The sequence below is a fragment of the Aeromicrobium sp. P2_G6 genome, assembly GCF_056403535.1.
Map to the genome: position 1 here is coordinate 418,586 of NZ_JBFUFH010000002.1, position 12,591 is coordinate 431,176.

At 68.0% G+C, this 12,591-nt stretch carries 15 protein-coding genes; 6 read left to right on the top strand and 9 right to left on the bottom strand.

Annotation, left to right across the window (positions count from 1 at the left end):
* Positions 1 to 341: 341 nt before the first annotated feature.
* Entirely contained in the window at positions 342 to 509 is a 168-nt protein-coding gene (locus tag AC1DVU_RS08575; RefSeq protein WP_476922017.1) for a hypothetical protein, read from the top strand.
* 67 nt (positions 510 to 576) lie between these two features.
* On the opposite strand, the gene AC1DVU_RS08580 is transcribed toward AC1DVU_RS08575, so the two are convergent.
* Together AC1DVU_RS08580 and AC1DVU_RS08585 are read right to left on the bottom strand one after the other, a co-directional pair.
* On the bottom strand, positions 577 to 1,452 hold the full coding sequence (locus AC1DVU_RS08580; RefSeq protein WP_476922018.1) for an HpcH/HpaI aldolase/citrate lyase family protein: 876 nt from the start codon (positions 1,450 to 1,452) through the stop codon (positions 577 to 579).
* 8 nt (positions 1,453 to 1,460) lie between these two features.
* Positions 1,461 to 2,510, bottom strand: a complete 1,050-nt coding sequence (locus AC1DVU_RS08585; protein ID WP_476922019.1) for an HpcH/HpaI aldolase/citrate lyase family protein — start codon at positions 2,508 to 2,510, stop codon at positions 1,461 to 1,463.
* Between the two features lie 151 nt (positions 2,511 to 2,661).
* Here AC1DVU_RS08585 and AC1DVU_RS08590 point away from each other — a divergent pair, with 151 nt between their 5' ends.
* From AC1DVU_RS08590 to AC1DVU_RS08600, 3 genes are read left to right on the top strand one after another with little or no spacing between them, the layout of a single operon-like run.
* On the top strand, positions 2,662 to 4,590 hold the full coding sequence (locus AC1DVU_RS08590; RefSeq protein WP_476922020.1) for an APC family permease: 1,929 nt from the start codon (positions 2,662 to 2,664) through the stop codon (positions 4,588 to 4,590).
* A 4-nt stretch (positions 4,591 to 4,594) separates the two neighbouring features.
* Complete coding sequence (locus tag AC1DVU_RS08595; protein ID WP_476922021.1) at positions 4,595 to 5,971, top strand: sensor histidine kinase; 1,377 nt, start codon at positions 4,595 to 4,597, stop codon at positions 5,969 to 5,971.
* Positions 5,968 to 6,642, top strand: a complete 675-nt coding sequence (locus AC1DVU_RS08600) for a response regulator (RefSeq protein WP_476922022.1) — start codon at positions 5,968 to 5,970, stop codon at positions 6,640 to 6,642. The genes AC1DVU_RS08595 and AC1DVU_RS08600 overlap by 4 nt, the downstream gene beginning before the upstream one ends.
* Positions 6,643 to 6,651: 9 nt before the next feature.
* On the opposite strand, the gene AC1DVU_RS08605 is transcribed toward AC1DVU_RS08600, so the two are convergent.
* Positions 6,652 to 7,272 (bottom strand): FMN-binding negative transcriptional regulator, encoded by a 621-nt coding sequence (locus tag AC1DVU_RS08605; protein WP_476922023.1) that lies wholly within the window; start codon positions 7,270 to 7,272, stop codon positions 6,652 to 6,654.
* An 8-nt stretch (positions 7,273 to 7,280) separates the two neighbouring features.
* On the bottom strand, positions 7,281 to 7,577 hold the full coding sequence (locus AC1DVU_RS08610; protein ID WP_476922024.1) for a DUF503 domain-containing protein: 297 nt from the start codon (positions 7,575 to 7,577) through the stop codon (positions 7,281 to 7,283).
* A gap of 36 nt (positions 7,578 to 7,613) precedes the next feature.
* Between AC1DVU_RS08610 and AC1DVU_RS08615 the strand changes: the two genes are divergently transcribed.
* Positions 7,614 to 8,198 (top strand): DUF6198 family protein, encoded by a 585-nt coding sequence (locus AC1DVU_RS08615; RefSeq protein WP_476922025.1) that lies wholly within the window; start codon positions 7,614 to 7,616, stop codon positions 8,196 to 8,198.
* Positions 8,199 to 8,287: 89 nt separating this feature from the next.
* The gene (locus tag AC1DVU_RS08620) at positions 8,288 to 9,121 is read left to right on the top strand and encodes a class I SAM-dependent methyltransferase (protein WP_476922026.1); all 834 of its coding nucleotides are present in this window, start codon (positions 8,288 to 8,290) and stop codon (positions 9,119 to 9,121) included.
* 10 nt (positions 9,122 to 9,131) lie between these two features.
* Here the strand turns inward: AC1DVU_RS08620 and AC1DVU_RS08625 are convergent, their stop codons facing one another.
* From AC1DVU_RS08625 to AC1DVU_RS08645, 5 genes are all read right to left on the bottom strand, one after another.
* Positions 9,132 to 9,986 carry an NAD-dependent epimerase/dehydratase family protein gene (locus AC1DVU_RS08625; protein WP_476922027.1) on the bottom strand — a complete coding sequence of 285 codons (855 nt, stop codon included), beginning with the start codon at positions 9,984 to 9,986 and terminating at the stop codon, positions 9,132 to 9,134.
* 128 nt (positions 9,987 to 10,114) lie between these two features.
* Positions 10,115 to 10,387, bottom strand: a complete 273-nt coding sequence (locus AC1DVU_RS08630; protein WP_476922028.1) for a TFIIB-type zinc ribbon-containing protein — start codon at positions 10,385 to 10,387, stop codon at positions 10,115 to 10,117.
* Between the two features lie 63 nt (positions 10,388 to 10,450).
* Positions 10,451 to 11,572, bottom strand: coding sequence for a glycosyltransferase (locus tag AC1DVU_RS08635; RefSeq protein ID WP_476922029.1), 1,122 nt, complete (start codon positions 11,570 to 11,572; stop codon positions 10,451 to 10,453).
* A gap of 2 nt (positions 11,573 to 11,574) precedes the next feature.
* Positions 11,575 to 12,174 carry a TetR/AcrR family transcriptional regulator gene (locus tag AC1DVU_RS08640; protein ID WP_476922030.1) on the bottom strand — a complete coding sequence of 200 codons (600 nt, stop codon included), beginning with the start codon at positions 12,172 to 12,174 and terminating at the stop codon, positions 11,575 to 11,577.
* A gap of 57 nt (positions 12,175 to 12,231) precedes the next feature.
* Positions 12,232 to 12,576, bottom strand: a complete 345-nt coding sequence (locus AC1DVU_RS08645; protein ID WP_476922031.1) for a TraR/DksA family transcriptional regulator — start codon at positions 12,574 to 12,576, stop codon at positions 12,232 to 12,234.
* Positions 12,577 to 12,591 lie beyond the last annotated feature (15 nt).

Genomic DNA, 12,591 nt, shown 5'->3' on the forward strand with positions numbered 1-12,591 from the left:
ACGTTTCTCAAACTGCTCCGCAAGGGGCTCGAACTGTAGAAGGAGGTGGACCCATGAAGAAGCTCAACAACCCGACTCTCGCCCGTACGTGGCGCGATGCCGTCGCGTCTTTTGCCGGTCCGACCTCCGAAGCAGTGCACCTGAAGTAGCCCACACCAGTTGGCCCTTCTGCCGCTTCGGATCCTAGATCTGAGGCGGTTTTTTCTTTGTCCGAACACCTATTCCACCCATCCGACCTTCCAGAAAGGAGGCGCGCTATGACTACGAAGCCCGAAACACGACTCATGCCCGCACAGAACCCGACCGATCTCCACCCGACGACAGGATCAGATGGAGAGGGGGTGAAGGCCGTGGGAATCCTCAACCCCCGCAAGGGCCGCAAGCGCGCCTGGGATGAGATGTCCGAGATCGACCGTGCTGTGCTCCTTGAGAGCGTGCGACAGCGTCGCAAGGTCCAGAAGCAGAACATCGCGATCCAGAACGAGATCCGCTTGCGCAGCATCCGCTGAGCGTGACGACAGATGAGGAGCGGCGAGTGGGGAGTGATCCCCGCTCGCCGCTCGTCTGCGTGGGGGCTCAGCGCGCGGTGATGGCCTCGTCGAGCGCGAGGATACGTCGCGCATCGTGTACGTGGAGCTCCTCGACCATGCGGCCGTTGAACGTGACGACGCCCTGACCTGCAGCCTTGGCCTCCTCGAAGGTCGAGATCATCGCCTTGGCGTGCTCGACCTCGTCGGCTGAGGGGCCGAAGATCGCATTGGCCGGCTCGACCTGGCTCGGGTGGATCAGGGTCTTGCCGTCGAAGCCCATCTCGCGGCCCTGGCGCGCCTCGGCATCGAAGCCTTCGAGGTTCTTCACGTCGTTGTAGACGCCGTCGAGGATGACCTTGCCGGCGGCTCGGGCCGCAAGGAGTGCGATCGAGAGGGACGTCAGCACGACCGGGTTGCGGCCTGGCACGTGCAGGCCGTACGTCTCGTTGACCACGTCGTTGGTGCCCATGACGATCACCGTGAGCCGGTCATGAGCAGCGGCGATCTCACTCGCCTGGAGGAGCGCGATCGGCGTCTCGACCATCGCCCAGAGGGCAGTGGTGTCAGGTGCGCCCGCCTGCTCCAGCTCGGCGACCAGCTGCAGGACCTCAGCAGCAGAGTTGACCTTGGGTACGAGCACGGCATCGGGTCCGGCCTTGGCGGCGGCCGCGATGTCGGCGTCGTGCCACTCGGTGCCGATGCCGTTGACGCGGATCGCCAGCTCACGGTGGCCGTACTCGCCGGACGTCACCGCCGCACACACCCGGTCACGCGCTTCGGGCTTGGCGTCAGGGGAGACGGCGTCCTCGAGGTCGAGGATCAACGCGTCGGCGTCGATGGTCTTGGCCTTCTCGAGCGCTCGCTCGTTCGCGCCGGGCATGTAGAGGACCGAGCGGCGAGGCCGCAGGAGATTGTCAGTCATGGGAGCTCCTAGAGGTCGTAGGCGGCGGCGAGCTCGGGATCGCGCTCGGCGAGGGCCTTGGCGAGATCGAGCATGACCTGGCACTGCTTGCAGGAGGCGTCGTCCTCCATCTTGCCGTTGATCATGACGGCGCCCGAGCCGTCGCCCATGGCCTCGACGACCTCCTTGGCGTGGGCCACGTCGGCCGGATCGGGGGAGAAGACCTTGCGGGCGATGTCGATCTGGACGGGGTGCAGGCTCCAGGCGCCGACGCAGCCGAGCAGGAAGGCGTTGCGGAACTGGTCCTCGCACGCCACGACGTCCTTGATGTCACCGAACGGACCGTAGAACGGGAGGATGTCGTTGGCCGCGCACGCGTCGACCATCCGCGCGATCGTGTAGTGCCACAAGTCCTGCTGGTACGTCGTGCGGCCCTGGTAGAGGTCGTCGCCCTTCGGGTCCTCGCGCACCAGGTAGCCGGGGTGTCCGCCGCCGACCCTCGTGGTCTTCATGCGGCGGCTCGCGGCGAGGTCAGCGGGTCCGAGCGAGATGCCCTGCATGCGCGGGCTGGCGCCGGCGATCTCCTCGACGTTGGTCACGCCCTCGGCGGTCTCGAGGATCGCGTGCACCAGGATCGGCTTCGTCAGGCCGGCGCGTGCCTCGAGCTGCGCGAGCAGCCGGTCGATGTAGTGGATGTCCTGGGCGCCCTCGACCTTCGGGACCATGATGACGTCGAGCTTGTCGCCGATCTCGGTCACCAGCGTGATGAGGTCGTCCAGCGCCCACGGCGAGTCGAGGCTGTTGATGCGGGTCCACAGCTGGGTCTGACCGAAGTCGGTCTTCTTCGCGATGTCGACGAGGCCCTGACGCGCGGCTTCCTTGTTCTCGGTCTTGATGGCGTCCTCGAGGTTGCCGAGGATGATGTCGACCTTGGCCGCGATCTCCGGGACCTTCGCCTGCATCTTCTCGTTGCTGGGGTCGAAGAAGTGGATCATCCGGCTCGGGCGGAACGGGATGTCCGCCGCAGGGGTGGGGGCACCCACGGCCAGGGGGCGAAGGAATGCTCGGGGATTGCGCACGCGGTTCATCTTTCTTTTCGGCAGAGTCTGTCGAGGACAAAACTTCTCCCAGTATGTCCATCAGTCCAGGTGAGCGCCTAGGGCGGGGATCACACGTCAAGGTTCCGTCAAGGAAAGGCCGGATCACGGATCTCGGCGGTTCGATGATTCTGTGAACACAGCCATCACCAAACGCCTGCTCGTCGGCCGCCCGCTCAGCTCCGCGCGCATGGAGGAGACCTTGCTGCCGAAGTGGCTCGCCCTTCCCGTCTTCTGCAGCGACCCGCTCTCGTCCAATGCGTATGCCACGGAGGAGATCCTGCTCGTGCTGAGCCTCGGCGGGCTGGCGCTCCTGCACCTGTCGCCCTGGGTCGCTCTCGCCGTCGTGGCGCTCCTGGCGATCGTCGTCCTGTCCTACCGGGAGACGTGTCGCGCCTACCCGAACGGCGGAGGCGCTTACACAGTGAGCCGTGACAATCTCGGGCGCAACGCGTCTCTCGTCGCCGCCAGTGCGCTGCTCGTCGACTACGTGCTCACCGTGGCCGTCTCGGTCGCCGCCGGGGTGTCGAACATCGTCTCGGCATTCCCAACCCTCGGCCCACATGCCGTGCTGATCGCATCAGGGTTCGTCGCAGTGCTGGCGCTGATGAACCTCAGAGGGGTCAAGGAATCCGGCACGTACTTCGCCGTCCCGACATACGGCTTCATCGCCTGCATGTTCGTGATGATCGCGGTCGGGCTCTGGTCGACTGCAACGGGTGCTGCGCCCCGAGCGGAGTCGGCCGGCATCACGGTGCAGTCGACCGGCGAGTTCTCCGGACTGTTGCTGGCGCTGCTGCTTCTGCGCGCGTTCGCATCCGGGTGCACCGCACTGACCGGCGTGGAGGCCGTCAGCAACGGGGTGCCGAGCTTCCGGAAACCCTCGAGCCGCAATGCCGCCGCGACACTGGCGATCATGGGTGGCCTGACGATCGTGATCTTCGTCGGGATCACCGCGCTCGCCCTGATCACCAAGGTCCATGTCGCGGCCGACTCGTCCCAGCTCGTCGGAGCGCCCCACGGATATGCGCAGAAGACCGTCATCGCCCAGGTTGCGGGTGCCGTGTTCGGCCTGGACTCCCTCGGGTTCTATGCCGTGCAGGCGTTCACGGCGGCGGTCCTGATCATGGCGGCGAACACGGCCTTCAACGGCTTCCCGATCCTGGCCTCGATCCTGGCGAAGGATGGCTTCCTCCCCCGCCAGATGTCCCGCCGCGGCGACCGCCTGGTGTTCTCGAACGGCGTCGTGATCCTGGCCGGGCTGTCGATCGCGCTGCTGTGGTTCTTCGACGCCAACACCACACGGCTGATCCAGCTCTACATCATCGGCGTCTTCGCCTCGTTCACCCTGAGCCAGGCTGGAATGGTCCGGCACTGGCTGACGCTGCGTCCCTCGGTCACGGCACCGGCCGATCGACGCCGGCTGGTTCGCTCGCTCGGCATCAACGCGCTCGGTGCGGCGACGACGATGCTCGTCCTGGTCATCGTGCTGATCACCAAGTTCACCCACGGGGCCTGGATCGTCGTCATCGCGATGCCTCTGGTGTTCGCCATGATGACTGCAGTCCGCCGCCACTATGACCGGGTGGCCCGGGAGTTGACGGCCGGTCCGGGCGGAGTGCCGTTGCCGAGCCGGGTCCACGCGATCGTCCTGGTGTCCAACCTCCAGATGCCGACGCTCCGCGCGCTTGCCTTCGCGCGGGCGACCGATCCGAGCACACTGACCGCGGTCACGGCGCGGACGTCCACCGAGGAGACCGAGGCGCTCGTCGCGGCGTGGGAGGCCCGCGAGATACCCGTGCCGCTGACGATCCTCGATGCGCCGTTCCGCGATCTCACCCATCCCGTGCTGGCCCACATCCGCGGGCTGCACCGCGAGAGCCCGCGAGACGTCGTGGCAGTCTTCATCCCGGAGTATGTCGTGGGTCGCTGGTGGGAGAACTTGCTGCACAACCAGAGCGCGTTGCGGCTCAAGGCACGGCTGTTGTTCGAGCCCGGCGTCATGGTGACGAACGTCCCCTGGCAGCTCGACCGCCCACAGCACGTCCCTGTGGGACGCTGACGGCATGGAGCAAAGCGGTCTTCCGCCGGTCGTCTCCGGTCTGGGCGTCCGTCGTCGCCGAGCCGGCCTGGTCGGGTCAGTGGCCGGGCCGATCGTGTTCACGCTGATCCTGCTTCCGTGGCGCGGGGACGCCGACCTCGGCGCGGTGCTACCGGCATACCTCCTGCTGGTGGTCGGGATTGCCGTGATCGGTGGTCTGGGCCCGGCCTTGACCGCCGCGTTCATCTCCTTCCTGCTCGCCAACTGGTTCCTGACCCAGCCGTTCAACACCCTCTCGGTCGACCGTGGGGACGCGCTGGCCCAGCTCGTCGTGTTCGTCGTGGTGGCCATCCTCGTCAGCCTGGTCGTCGAGGCAGGAGCTCGGTCGCAAGCCTTGGCGGCGCGTCGATCTGCCGAGACCGAGGTCATGTCGCGGCTGGCCCGCTCGAGGGTGGGTGCCACATCCGTCGAAGCGGTGCTGACCGAGACGATGCAGCTGTTCGACCTCGATGGCGTGGTCTTCACGCCGTCGGACGAGCCTGTCGATGCTGTGGCGGTCGGAGTCCGGCACGGCTCCGAGCCGACGCACAGCATCGCGACAGCCGGCGGTGCGACGCTGCAGACGTGGGGGGCGCCCTCGTTCGCCGACGACCTGCGGCTGCTGCGCTCGTTGGCAGATGCCAGCGAACGGGCGTGGCATGAGCAGGTCCTCGAGCGTGAGGCATCACGTGCCGCTGCGCTCGGCGAGGCGGACCGTGTGCGTACAGCCCTGCTGGCTGCCGTCGGACATGACCTGCGTACGCCACTGGCCGTGATCAAGGCCGCCGTCAGCAGCCTGCGGTCGGGCGAGGGGGCATGGACCGACGACGATCGGGACGACCTGCTGGCAACGGCGGATGACTCCGTGGACCGACTGGCGTCGTTGATCGACAACCTGCTGGCGATGAGCCGGATCGAAGCCGGTGCGCTGTTGGTGCGCCTCGAACCGGTGGCACTGGTCGAGGTCGTGGCGCGGGTCCTGATCGACCGGCCAGATGTGGCGATCGATGTCCCCGACGAGCTGCCTCTGGTGTCGGCCGACGAGGCCTTGCTCGAACGGGTGATGGCGAATCTGGTGGACAACGCGATCCGGCACGGCGGGGGAGCGATTGAGGTCGTGGCACGTGCAGCCGCCGACTTGGTCGAGGTGGCGGTGATCGATCACGGTCCGGGGCTGCCCGCGACCCGGTCCGCTGAGCCGTTCGTGGCACGCCCGGGATCGGACCGAGTCGGCTCGGGTGCTGGCCTGGGTCTGGCGATCGTCGCGGGGTTGGTCAGTGCCATGAACGGCGTCGTTGAGGTCGGCGGGACGCCCGGCGGTGGCACGACGGTGACCGTACGACTTCCAGTGGCGTCCTCGTGACCCGCGTGCTGCTCGTCGAGGACGACACGACACTCGCCCGCGCGCTGGCCATCACCCTTCGCACGCGCGGGTATGACGTCACGGTGGCGCGCGACGGCGCTTCGGCCCTGCGGGATGCGTCGTCGGCGCGACCGGACGTCGTGGTCCTTGACCTCGGGCTGCCGGACATGGACGGGACGGAGGTCATCCGATCGTTGCGGTCCTGGACGCAGATGCCGGTCATCGTGTTGTCCGCTCGCGACGGTCAGCGCGACAAGGTCGGTGCCCTCGACGCAGGCGCCGACGACTATGTCTCCAAACCGTTCGGAATCGATGAGCTGCTGGCTCGTCTGAGGGCAGCAACACGGCGGGCGGCACCACGTGATGACGAACCTGTCGTCGCGGCCGGCGAGCTGGTGATCGACCTGGCGGCCGCACGAGTTCGGCGGGACGGAGCCGATGTGCGCCTCACCCCTACGGAGTGGCACCTGCTGGAGGTCTTGGTGCGACGCCGCGGGACGCTCGTGGCTCGCGCCGACCTGCTTCGCGAGGTGTGGGGTCCGGCCTACGAGTCGCAGACCAACTACTTGCGGGTCTATCTCGCCCAGTTGCGACGCAAGCTCGAAACGGACCCGTCCAGCCCACGCCATCTCGTCACCGAGGCCGGGCTGGGTTACCGCTTCGAGCAGTGACCCAGCCCGTCAGAGCTCGGCTTCCATCGCGTCGGCGACGGCGGGGTTGCCGCCCTCGGCACGCAGGCCGGCCACGACGCCTGCGCGGTCGGCATCAGACCTGTTCTGGCTCAGCTTGGCCTTGGCCTCGACGCGCTCGACCAGCAGCTCCAGCCCGACGATCGCCTTGAGGTTCTTCTCGACGTATGTCTCCGGTGCGTCGGTGACGGCCCAGGGCTGCTCGCGCGGCTGCTCGTGGTGGTCGGTCAGGCTCGTCACCGCCTCGCGAACCCATACGGGGTCGTCGTGCACCCGCACGGTCCCGATCAGGTGCACGGCGGAGTAGTTCCAGGTCGGGACGACCCGACCGTGCTCGGCCTTGGCGGCGTACCAGGAGGGCGAGATGTACGCCTGTGGCCCGGCGACGATCGCCAAGAACCGCGATCCGTCCTCGATCTGGCGCCAGTGCGGGTTGGCGCGGGCGACATGGGCGATCACCGTGCCGCCGTCGGCGCTCCACAGGATGGGAAGCAGCGTCGCGACCGGTGTGCCGTCATCTCCGACCGTCACGATCTCGGCGCTGCCGATCGACTCGACGAACGCACGGATGTCGGCGGGGTCGTCCATCACGTTGAAGCGGGGGATGTACATGTCGGTTCCTAGACGTCGTTGCTGTTGCTGATGCCGCGTCGTGCGGACAAGAGGTCGATCTCAGGGCGCCAGGCTACGAAGTTCTCGACCGTGTCGAGCACGTCGATCACGTGCCTGCTGTCGACGGCGACGAGGCTGACGCCCACGCCTGCACGGCGATGCAGGTCGAGGCTCCCGGTCTCGGCGGCCGCGACGTTGAACGTACGCCTGAGGTCGGCCACGAGCGGCCGGACGATCGAGCGCTTGGCCTTGAGTGAGTGGACGTCGCCCAGCAGGATGTCGAACTCAATCCAACCGATCCACATGACTCGATCATGACAGGGGCCTGCGAGGATCGGTCCGTGGTGTCCCAGCTCCTGCGACTCGTGGTGTCCTGCGCCATCCTCGGCGTCGGTGTCGCGATGCTGCTCATCGCGTCGCTCGGCTCTGACGGCTACTCGACCATGATCAACGGGCTCTCGATCGCACTCGACGTGGAGTTCTTCGTGGTCAACCTCGTCGTCGGCATCGTGCTCGTCGCGATGGCGTGGGCCCGCGGGCTCAAGCCGGGACTCGGCACGATCACCCAGCCGCTCGTCGTCGGCCTAGTCGTCTCGGGTCTCCTGGACGCCTTCGCTGAGCCAGATGCGATGTGGGTGCGGGTGGCGCTGCTGGTGTTGTCGTTCCCGGTCCTGGCGGTCGGGGTTGCTGGATACCTCGCAGTCGATGCCGGAGCGGGGCCGACCGAGGCGGCTGCGCTGGCGTTCGACCCGCCGGTCCCGTTCAAGTGGAGCTACAGCGTCGTGCAGGGCGGCGGCGCGCTGCTCGGCTGGCTGTGTGGTGCCGCGGTCGGGCCTGGGACGCTGCTGGTGATCGTCCTGCTGGGCCCGCTGGTCGACCTGCTCTCGGCGCGGTTCCCGGTGTTGTCGATCGACCGCTCCGTCTAGCAGCCACTGACGTTCCCGGTCCGAAAACGGATGATTTGCTGCGAATTCAGGCGCATTCTTGGTGGAAACGCCATCACGAGGAGATGCAGATGAGCAGCAACATCGAGGAGATCGAGGCCGACCGCGCACTCAAGACCAAGCACAAAGCGTTGTGGTCGCTCGGCGACTATCCAGCCGTGGCAACCGAGGTCATTCCGGCGACCGGCCCGGCAGTGGTGGAAGCCTGCGGCATCAAGGCGGGCCAGCGGGTGCTGGACGTCGGAGCGGGATCGGGCAATGCTGCGATCCCGGCCGCACGGACAGGAGCAGATGTCGTGGCGTCGGACCTGGCGCCGGCGCTGCTCGAGGTCGGCCGGCAGAACGCCGCCGCGGCAGGCGTGACCCTGGACTGGCAGGAGGCTGATGCGGAGGCGCTGCCGTATGCCGATGGTGAGTTCGACGTCGTGATGTCCTGTGTCGGCGTGATGTTCGCCCCGCATCACCAGGCGAGCGCTGACGAGCTCGTGCGCGTGTGCCGCCCGGGTGGCACCATCGGGCTGCTGAGCTGGACGCCCGAGGGCTTCATCGGCCAGATGTTCGCGACCATGAAGCCGTACGCCCCGCCGCCACCTCCGGGAGCTCAGCCGCCACCGCTGTGGGGCGACGAGTCGCACGTACGTTCACTGCTCGGCGACCGGGTGACCGGCGTCGACGCACGCAAGCAGAACCTGACGGTCGACCGGTTCGGGTCGCCGGAGGACATGCGGGAGTTCTTCAAGCGGACGTACGGCCCGACGATCGCGGTCTACAGCAACATCGCGGCAGAGCCTGACAAGGTGGCAGCCCTCGACCGTGAGCTGGCCGACCTGGCGGGACGCTACTTCGACGCCGAGACCGGCACGATGGAGTGGGAGTACCTGCTGTTCACGGCCACCCGGGACTAGCCCGACCGGCTCAGGCAGCCTCGCCGTAGCCCGCCCGCAGCGCTTCGACCAGGCTCGGGCGGGTCGGCTGCCAGCCGAGCTCGCTCCTGGCCCGTGTGCCGGACGCCTGCTGGTCGAGCAGGAGCGCCTCGCCGAACCCGCCAAGCCGTTCGACGGTTGCGTCGGGGCTCTCGGGCGCAACCTCGTGACCCAGCGCCTCGCCGAGCTCGCGCACGGTCGGGTTGTGCCCGCTGGCGCCGATGTAGCTCCGGCCGCCCGGCGCCTGCTCGAGCACACGGACGTACAGGTCGGCGAGGTCGTCGACGTGCACCGTCGTCCAGCGCTGCTCGCCGGTGCCGATGAGCGGCACCGTGCCGCCCTGGGCCGAGCCGGCGATCATCGCCGGGATGCCCTTGCCGTAGCCGTACACGATGCCCGGCTGAACGACCGACGCCTTGACGCCCGACTCGAGGAGCCGCTGCTCGCCCGCCGGGCGCCACGAGGTGAGCGCCGGGGAGTCGAACGGGCTCGCCTCGGTGATGGCGTGATTGTTGCCGTAGGCCCAGATGCCACCCGTGTGGATGAACGGCTTGGTCGTGCCGCCGAAAGCGGTGATCACGGCATCGATGACCGAGTCGTTGAGGGCGGCGTCGCGCCCGTCGCTCCCGGCTGCGGTGTGGATCGCAGCGTCGTGGCCGCGCAGCTCGGCGGCGAGCCACTTCGGATCGAACAGGTCACCGATGATCCCGGTGGCGCCGGCGTCCTGCACCTGGAGGGAGGACTTCTGGTTACGGACGACTGCGGTGACGCGATGGTCCGACCCGACCAGCTGGTCGAGCACGGCTGATCCGATGAAACCGGTTCCCCCGGTGAGCAAGATCTTCATGACAGTGCCAACCGGGGGATCCATGACGCTATTTCGTGACGTGGTTCACACGACCCCATCTTCGCGGTTCCTAGGGAGGCTGCCCGCGGCCGACCGGGAGCGAGCTGTGCGAGCGAAGGGCGCTTGGCTCAGTCAAACAGCTCAGTGAGCCAGTGCTCTTTCTTCTTCTTGCGGTACGGCTGTTGCTGCCGGTTGTCGTAGCGCGGCTGGTCGTAGCGCGGCTCCGCGTACTGCTGGGGCTGCGCGGGCGCCGTGGCCGGGGCGTCGGCGGTCGCGCGGTCGAGGATCTTGTCGAGCTCCCCGCGGTCGAGCCACACCCCACGGCACTCGGGGCAGTAGTCGATCTCGATGCCGGCACGTTCACTCATGACGAGGGTGGCGTTGTCGGTCGGACACTTCATGGATGATTCCTCCTTGCCCCGCCCAACTAGCGGGGCGGGGCCGAAGTTCCCGATCCACGTGGTTCAGTGCCGCTCCGTCGAGGCCCTCCCTGCGGTTGCAGGAGTCTTCTGTGGGAGCAGGCCTTCGACCAGGTCGGCGCCCGTCTCCGCGCCTCGGGCACCACGGATTGCCGCGCCCAGCTGCGCGGCGACCGCGTGGTGCGGGCCGGCCTCGAGCAGCTCGGCCAGGATCGGCCGCAGGTCGTCCGGACCCGCCTCCTTGCTCAGCAGTCGTCCAGCGCCCGCGGCCTCGAGTGCCTGTCCGACCATCGGCTGATCGAGCATCGGGTGCATCGGCATGACCGCGACCGGGAGGTCGTTCGCCAGCGCCGCCATCGTCGTGGCGTGACCGCCGTGGCCGACGACGAGCGACACCTGCGGCATCAGCTCGGCGTGCGGGACGTAGCGGTGCACCTCGGCGTTGTCGGGGACTCGCAGCTCGGCCGCGTCGATGGCCGGGCCGGTCGTGACGATGACCCGGGTGTCGATCGTCGCGAGCGCGTCGAGGATGTTCTGCATCGCCGGGGTCTGGCCAGGGAAGTTGTACGTGCTCAGGCTGACCAGCACGCCGGACTCACCGCCGGTCCGCAGCGAGCCGGTCACGGCTGGACCGCTGTAGCGCACGTTGTCGGCGTGGTTGCGCTCCGCTGTGTCGAGCTCGGCGAAGCTCGCCACCAGGCTCATCGCGGCGGCGTCCCAGCAGCGTTCCGGCTCGAGGACCTGGACCGGCGGCGCCATGCCCATCGTCGCGAGCCACGTCGTGCGCAGGAAGCCGTCGAAGAGGTGCTCGAGGTTGACGTAGCGCAGGCCGGCCTCCATCGCGGCGTGCTGCGCGCCGATCAGCAGGCAGTCGATCACGACGAGGTCCGTGGGGTGCTGCTCGACGTACGCGACGAGGTCGGCGCCCATCGCCTGGTCGCCGAATGTCGCGGCAACGACCTCGGGCGGGCTCCCGGCGGCGGACGAGAACGGCGCGGCGGTCTCGAACGCGTCGAAGAGGAACCCCTCGGCGGTGATCGCATCGCGCTGGACCGCGTGGCCGAGGAAACGTACGTCATGGCCGCGGTCCCGAAGGACAGCGGCGATGGCGAGGGCAGGCGGGACGTTGCCGCCGCCGTCCCAGGTGGTGAAGAGGATCGATGACATGGTCAGGACTCCTTGACAGCGCTGCTGAGGATGGCCTCCAGCAGGCGCCTGATGCGTTCTTCGGTGGCCCCCCGGCTGTGGGCCCGGTCGCGCCGTAGCAGCTTCCAGGTGTAGACGTCGGTCGCCACGACGAGGAGGTCGATGAGGGCCTCTCGCTCGGTGGCCGGCGACATGTCGAGCTGGGGCGCGAAGACGTCGCGCACCCAGTCGCGGTGCAGTCCGCGGCCGTGCTCGGTGACCTTGGCGATCGCCTCGTGGTCGCGTTCCTGGGCGAGCATGAGGATGACCCCGTCGCCCCTCAGCTCGTAGTGATCGACGATGACCCGGACGGCGTCGGCGATGTCGCCGGGTGTCGTGCGGCGCTCCTCCGTGACGACCGCCGCGCCGTACGCCATGGCCGCCTCGAAGACCTGCGTCCGGTTGCCGAACTGACGCAGCACGGTCTGCACGCTCACCCCAGCGAGCTCGGCGATGTCGTCGAGCGAGATCGACGCCCAGAGCTTCTGGCTCTGCAGGTCCCACGCCGCCTGCAGGATGCTGCGGCGCGTGGCTTCGACAGCCTCGGCACGGCTCGTCATGGTGTAGGTGCGTGGTGTTTTCATGTCAATCTGAGTGAACATCAAATTATCATTGACGTCAACCGTAATTAACGCGAAATATCAGGCGGTCGCGCACCTCACACATGTACGCGCCACGGGTCGCGCCTCGAGCCGCCGGTCCGGGATCTGCTCGCCGCAGACCTCGCACCGGCCGTACGTTCCCTCGTCGACGCGGATCCGGGCAGCCTCGATCTCGAGGAGGCGTTGCTTCGCCTGATCGATGAGTGCGCCGACCTGGGACCGTTCGAACGCGATCGTCGAGCCCTCCGGGTCGTGCTCGTCGTCCGCGTTGGAGTCGGCCGAGGCGTCGACGATCCCGGTGAAGTCGCGAGTGAGCGTGGCCAGCAGGGCCAGCGCCGCCTGTCGCTCCTCGTCGAGCAGCGCGAGCGCGTGGGCGAGATCCATGCAGTCGGCCTCCTG

Coding starts and splice junctions, on each gene's coding strand:
- AC1DVU_RS08580 (WP_476922018.1), bottom strand. CDS start 1,452: ATGACTGACAATCTCCTGCGGCCTCGCCGCTCGGTCCTCTACATGCCC.
- AC1DVU_RS08595 (WP_476922021.1), top strand. CDS start 4,595: ATGGAGCAAAGCGGTCTTCCGCCGGTCGTCTCCGGTCTGGGCGTCCGT.
- AC1DVU_RS08605 (WP_476922023.1), bottom strand. CDS start 7,272: ATGTACATCCCCCGCTTCAACGTGATGGACGACCCCGCCGACATCCGT.
- AC1DVU_RS08610 (WP_476922024.1), bottom strand. CDS start 7,577: ATGTGGATCGGTTGGATTGAGTTCGACATCCTGCTGGGCGACGTCCAC.
- AC1DVU_RS08620 (WP_476922026.1), top strand. CDS start 8,288: ATGAGCAGCAACATCGAGGAGATCGAGGCCGACCGCGCACTCAAGACC.
- AC1DVU_RS08625 (WP_476922027.1), bottom strand. CDS start 9,986: ATGAAGATCTTGCTCACCGGGGGAACCGGTTTCATCGGATCAGCCGTG.
- AC1DVU_RS08630 (WP_476922028.1), bottom strand. CDS start 10,387: ATGAAGTGTCCGACCGACAACGCCACCCTCGTCATGAGTGAACGTGCC.
- AC1DVU_RS08635 (WP_476922029.1), bottom strand. CDS start 11,572: ATGTCATCGATCCTCTTCACCACCTGGGACGGCGGCGGCAACGTCCCG.
- AC1DVU_RS08640 (WP_476922030.1), bottom strand. CDS start 12,174: ATGAAAACACCACGCACCTACACCATGACGAGCCGTGCCGAGGCTGTC.
- AC1DVU_RS08645 (WP_476922031.1), bottom strand. CDS start 12,576: ATGGATCTCGCCCACGCGCTCGCGCTGCTCGACGAGGAGCGACAGGCG.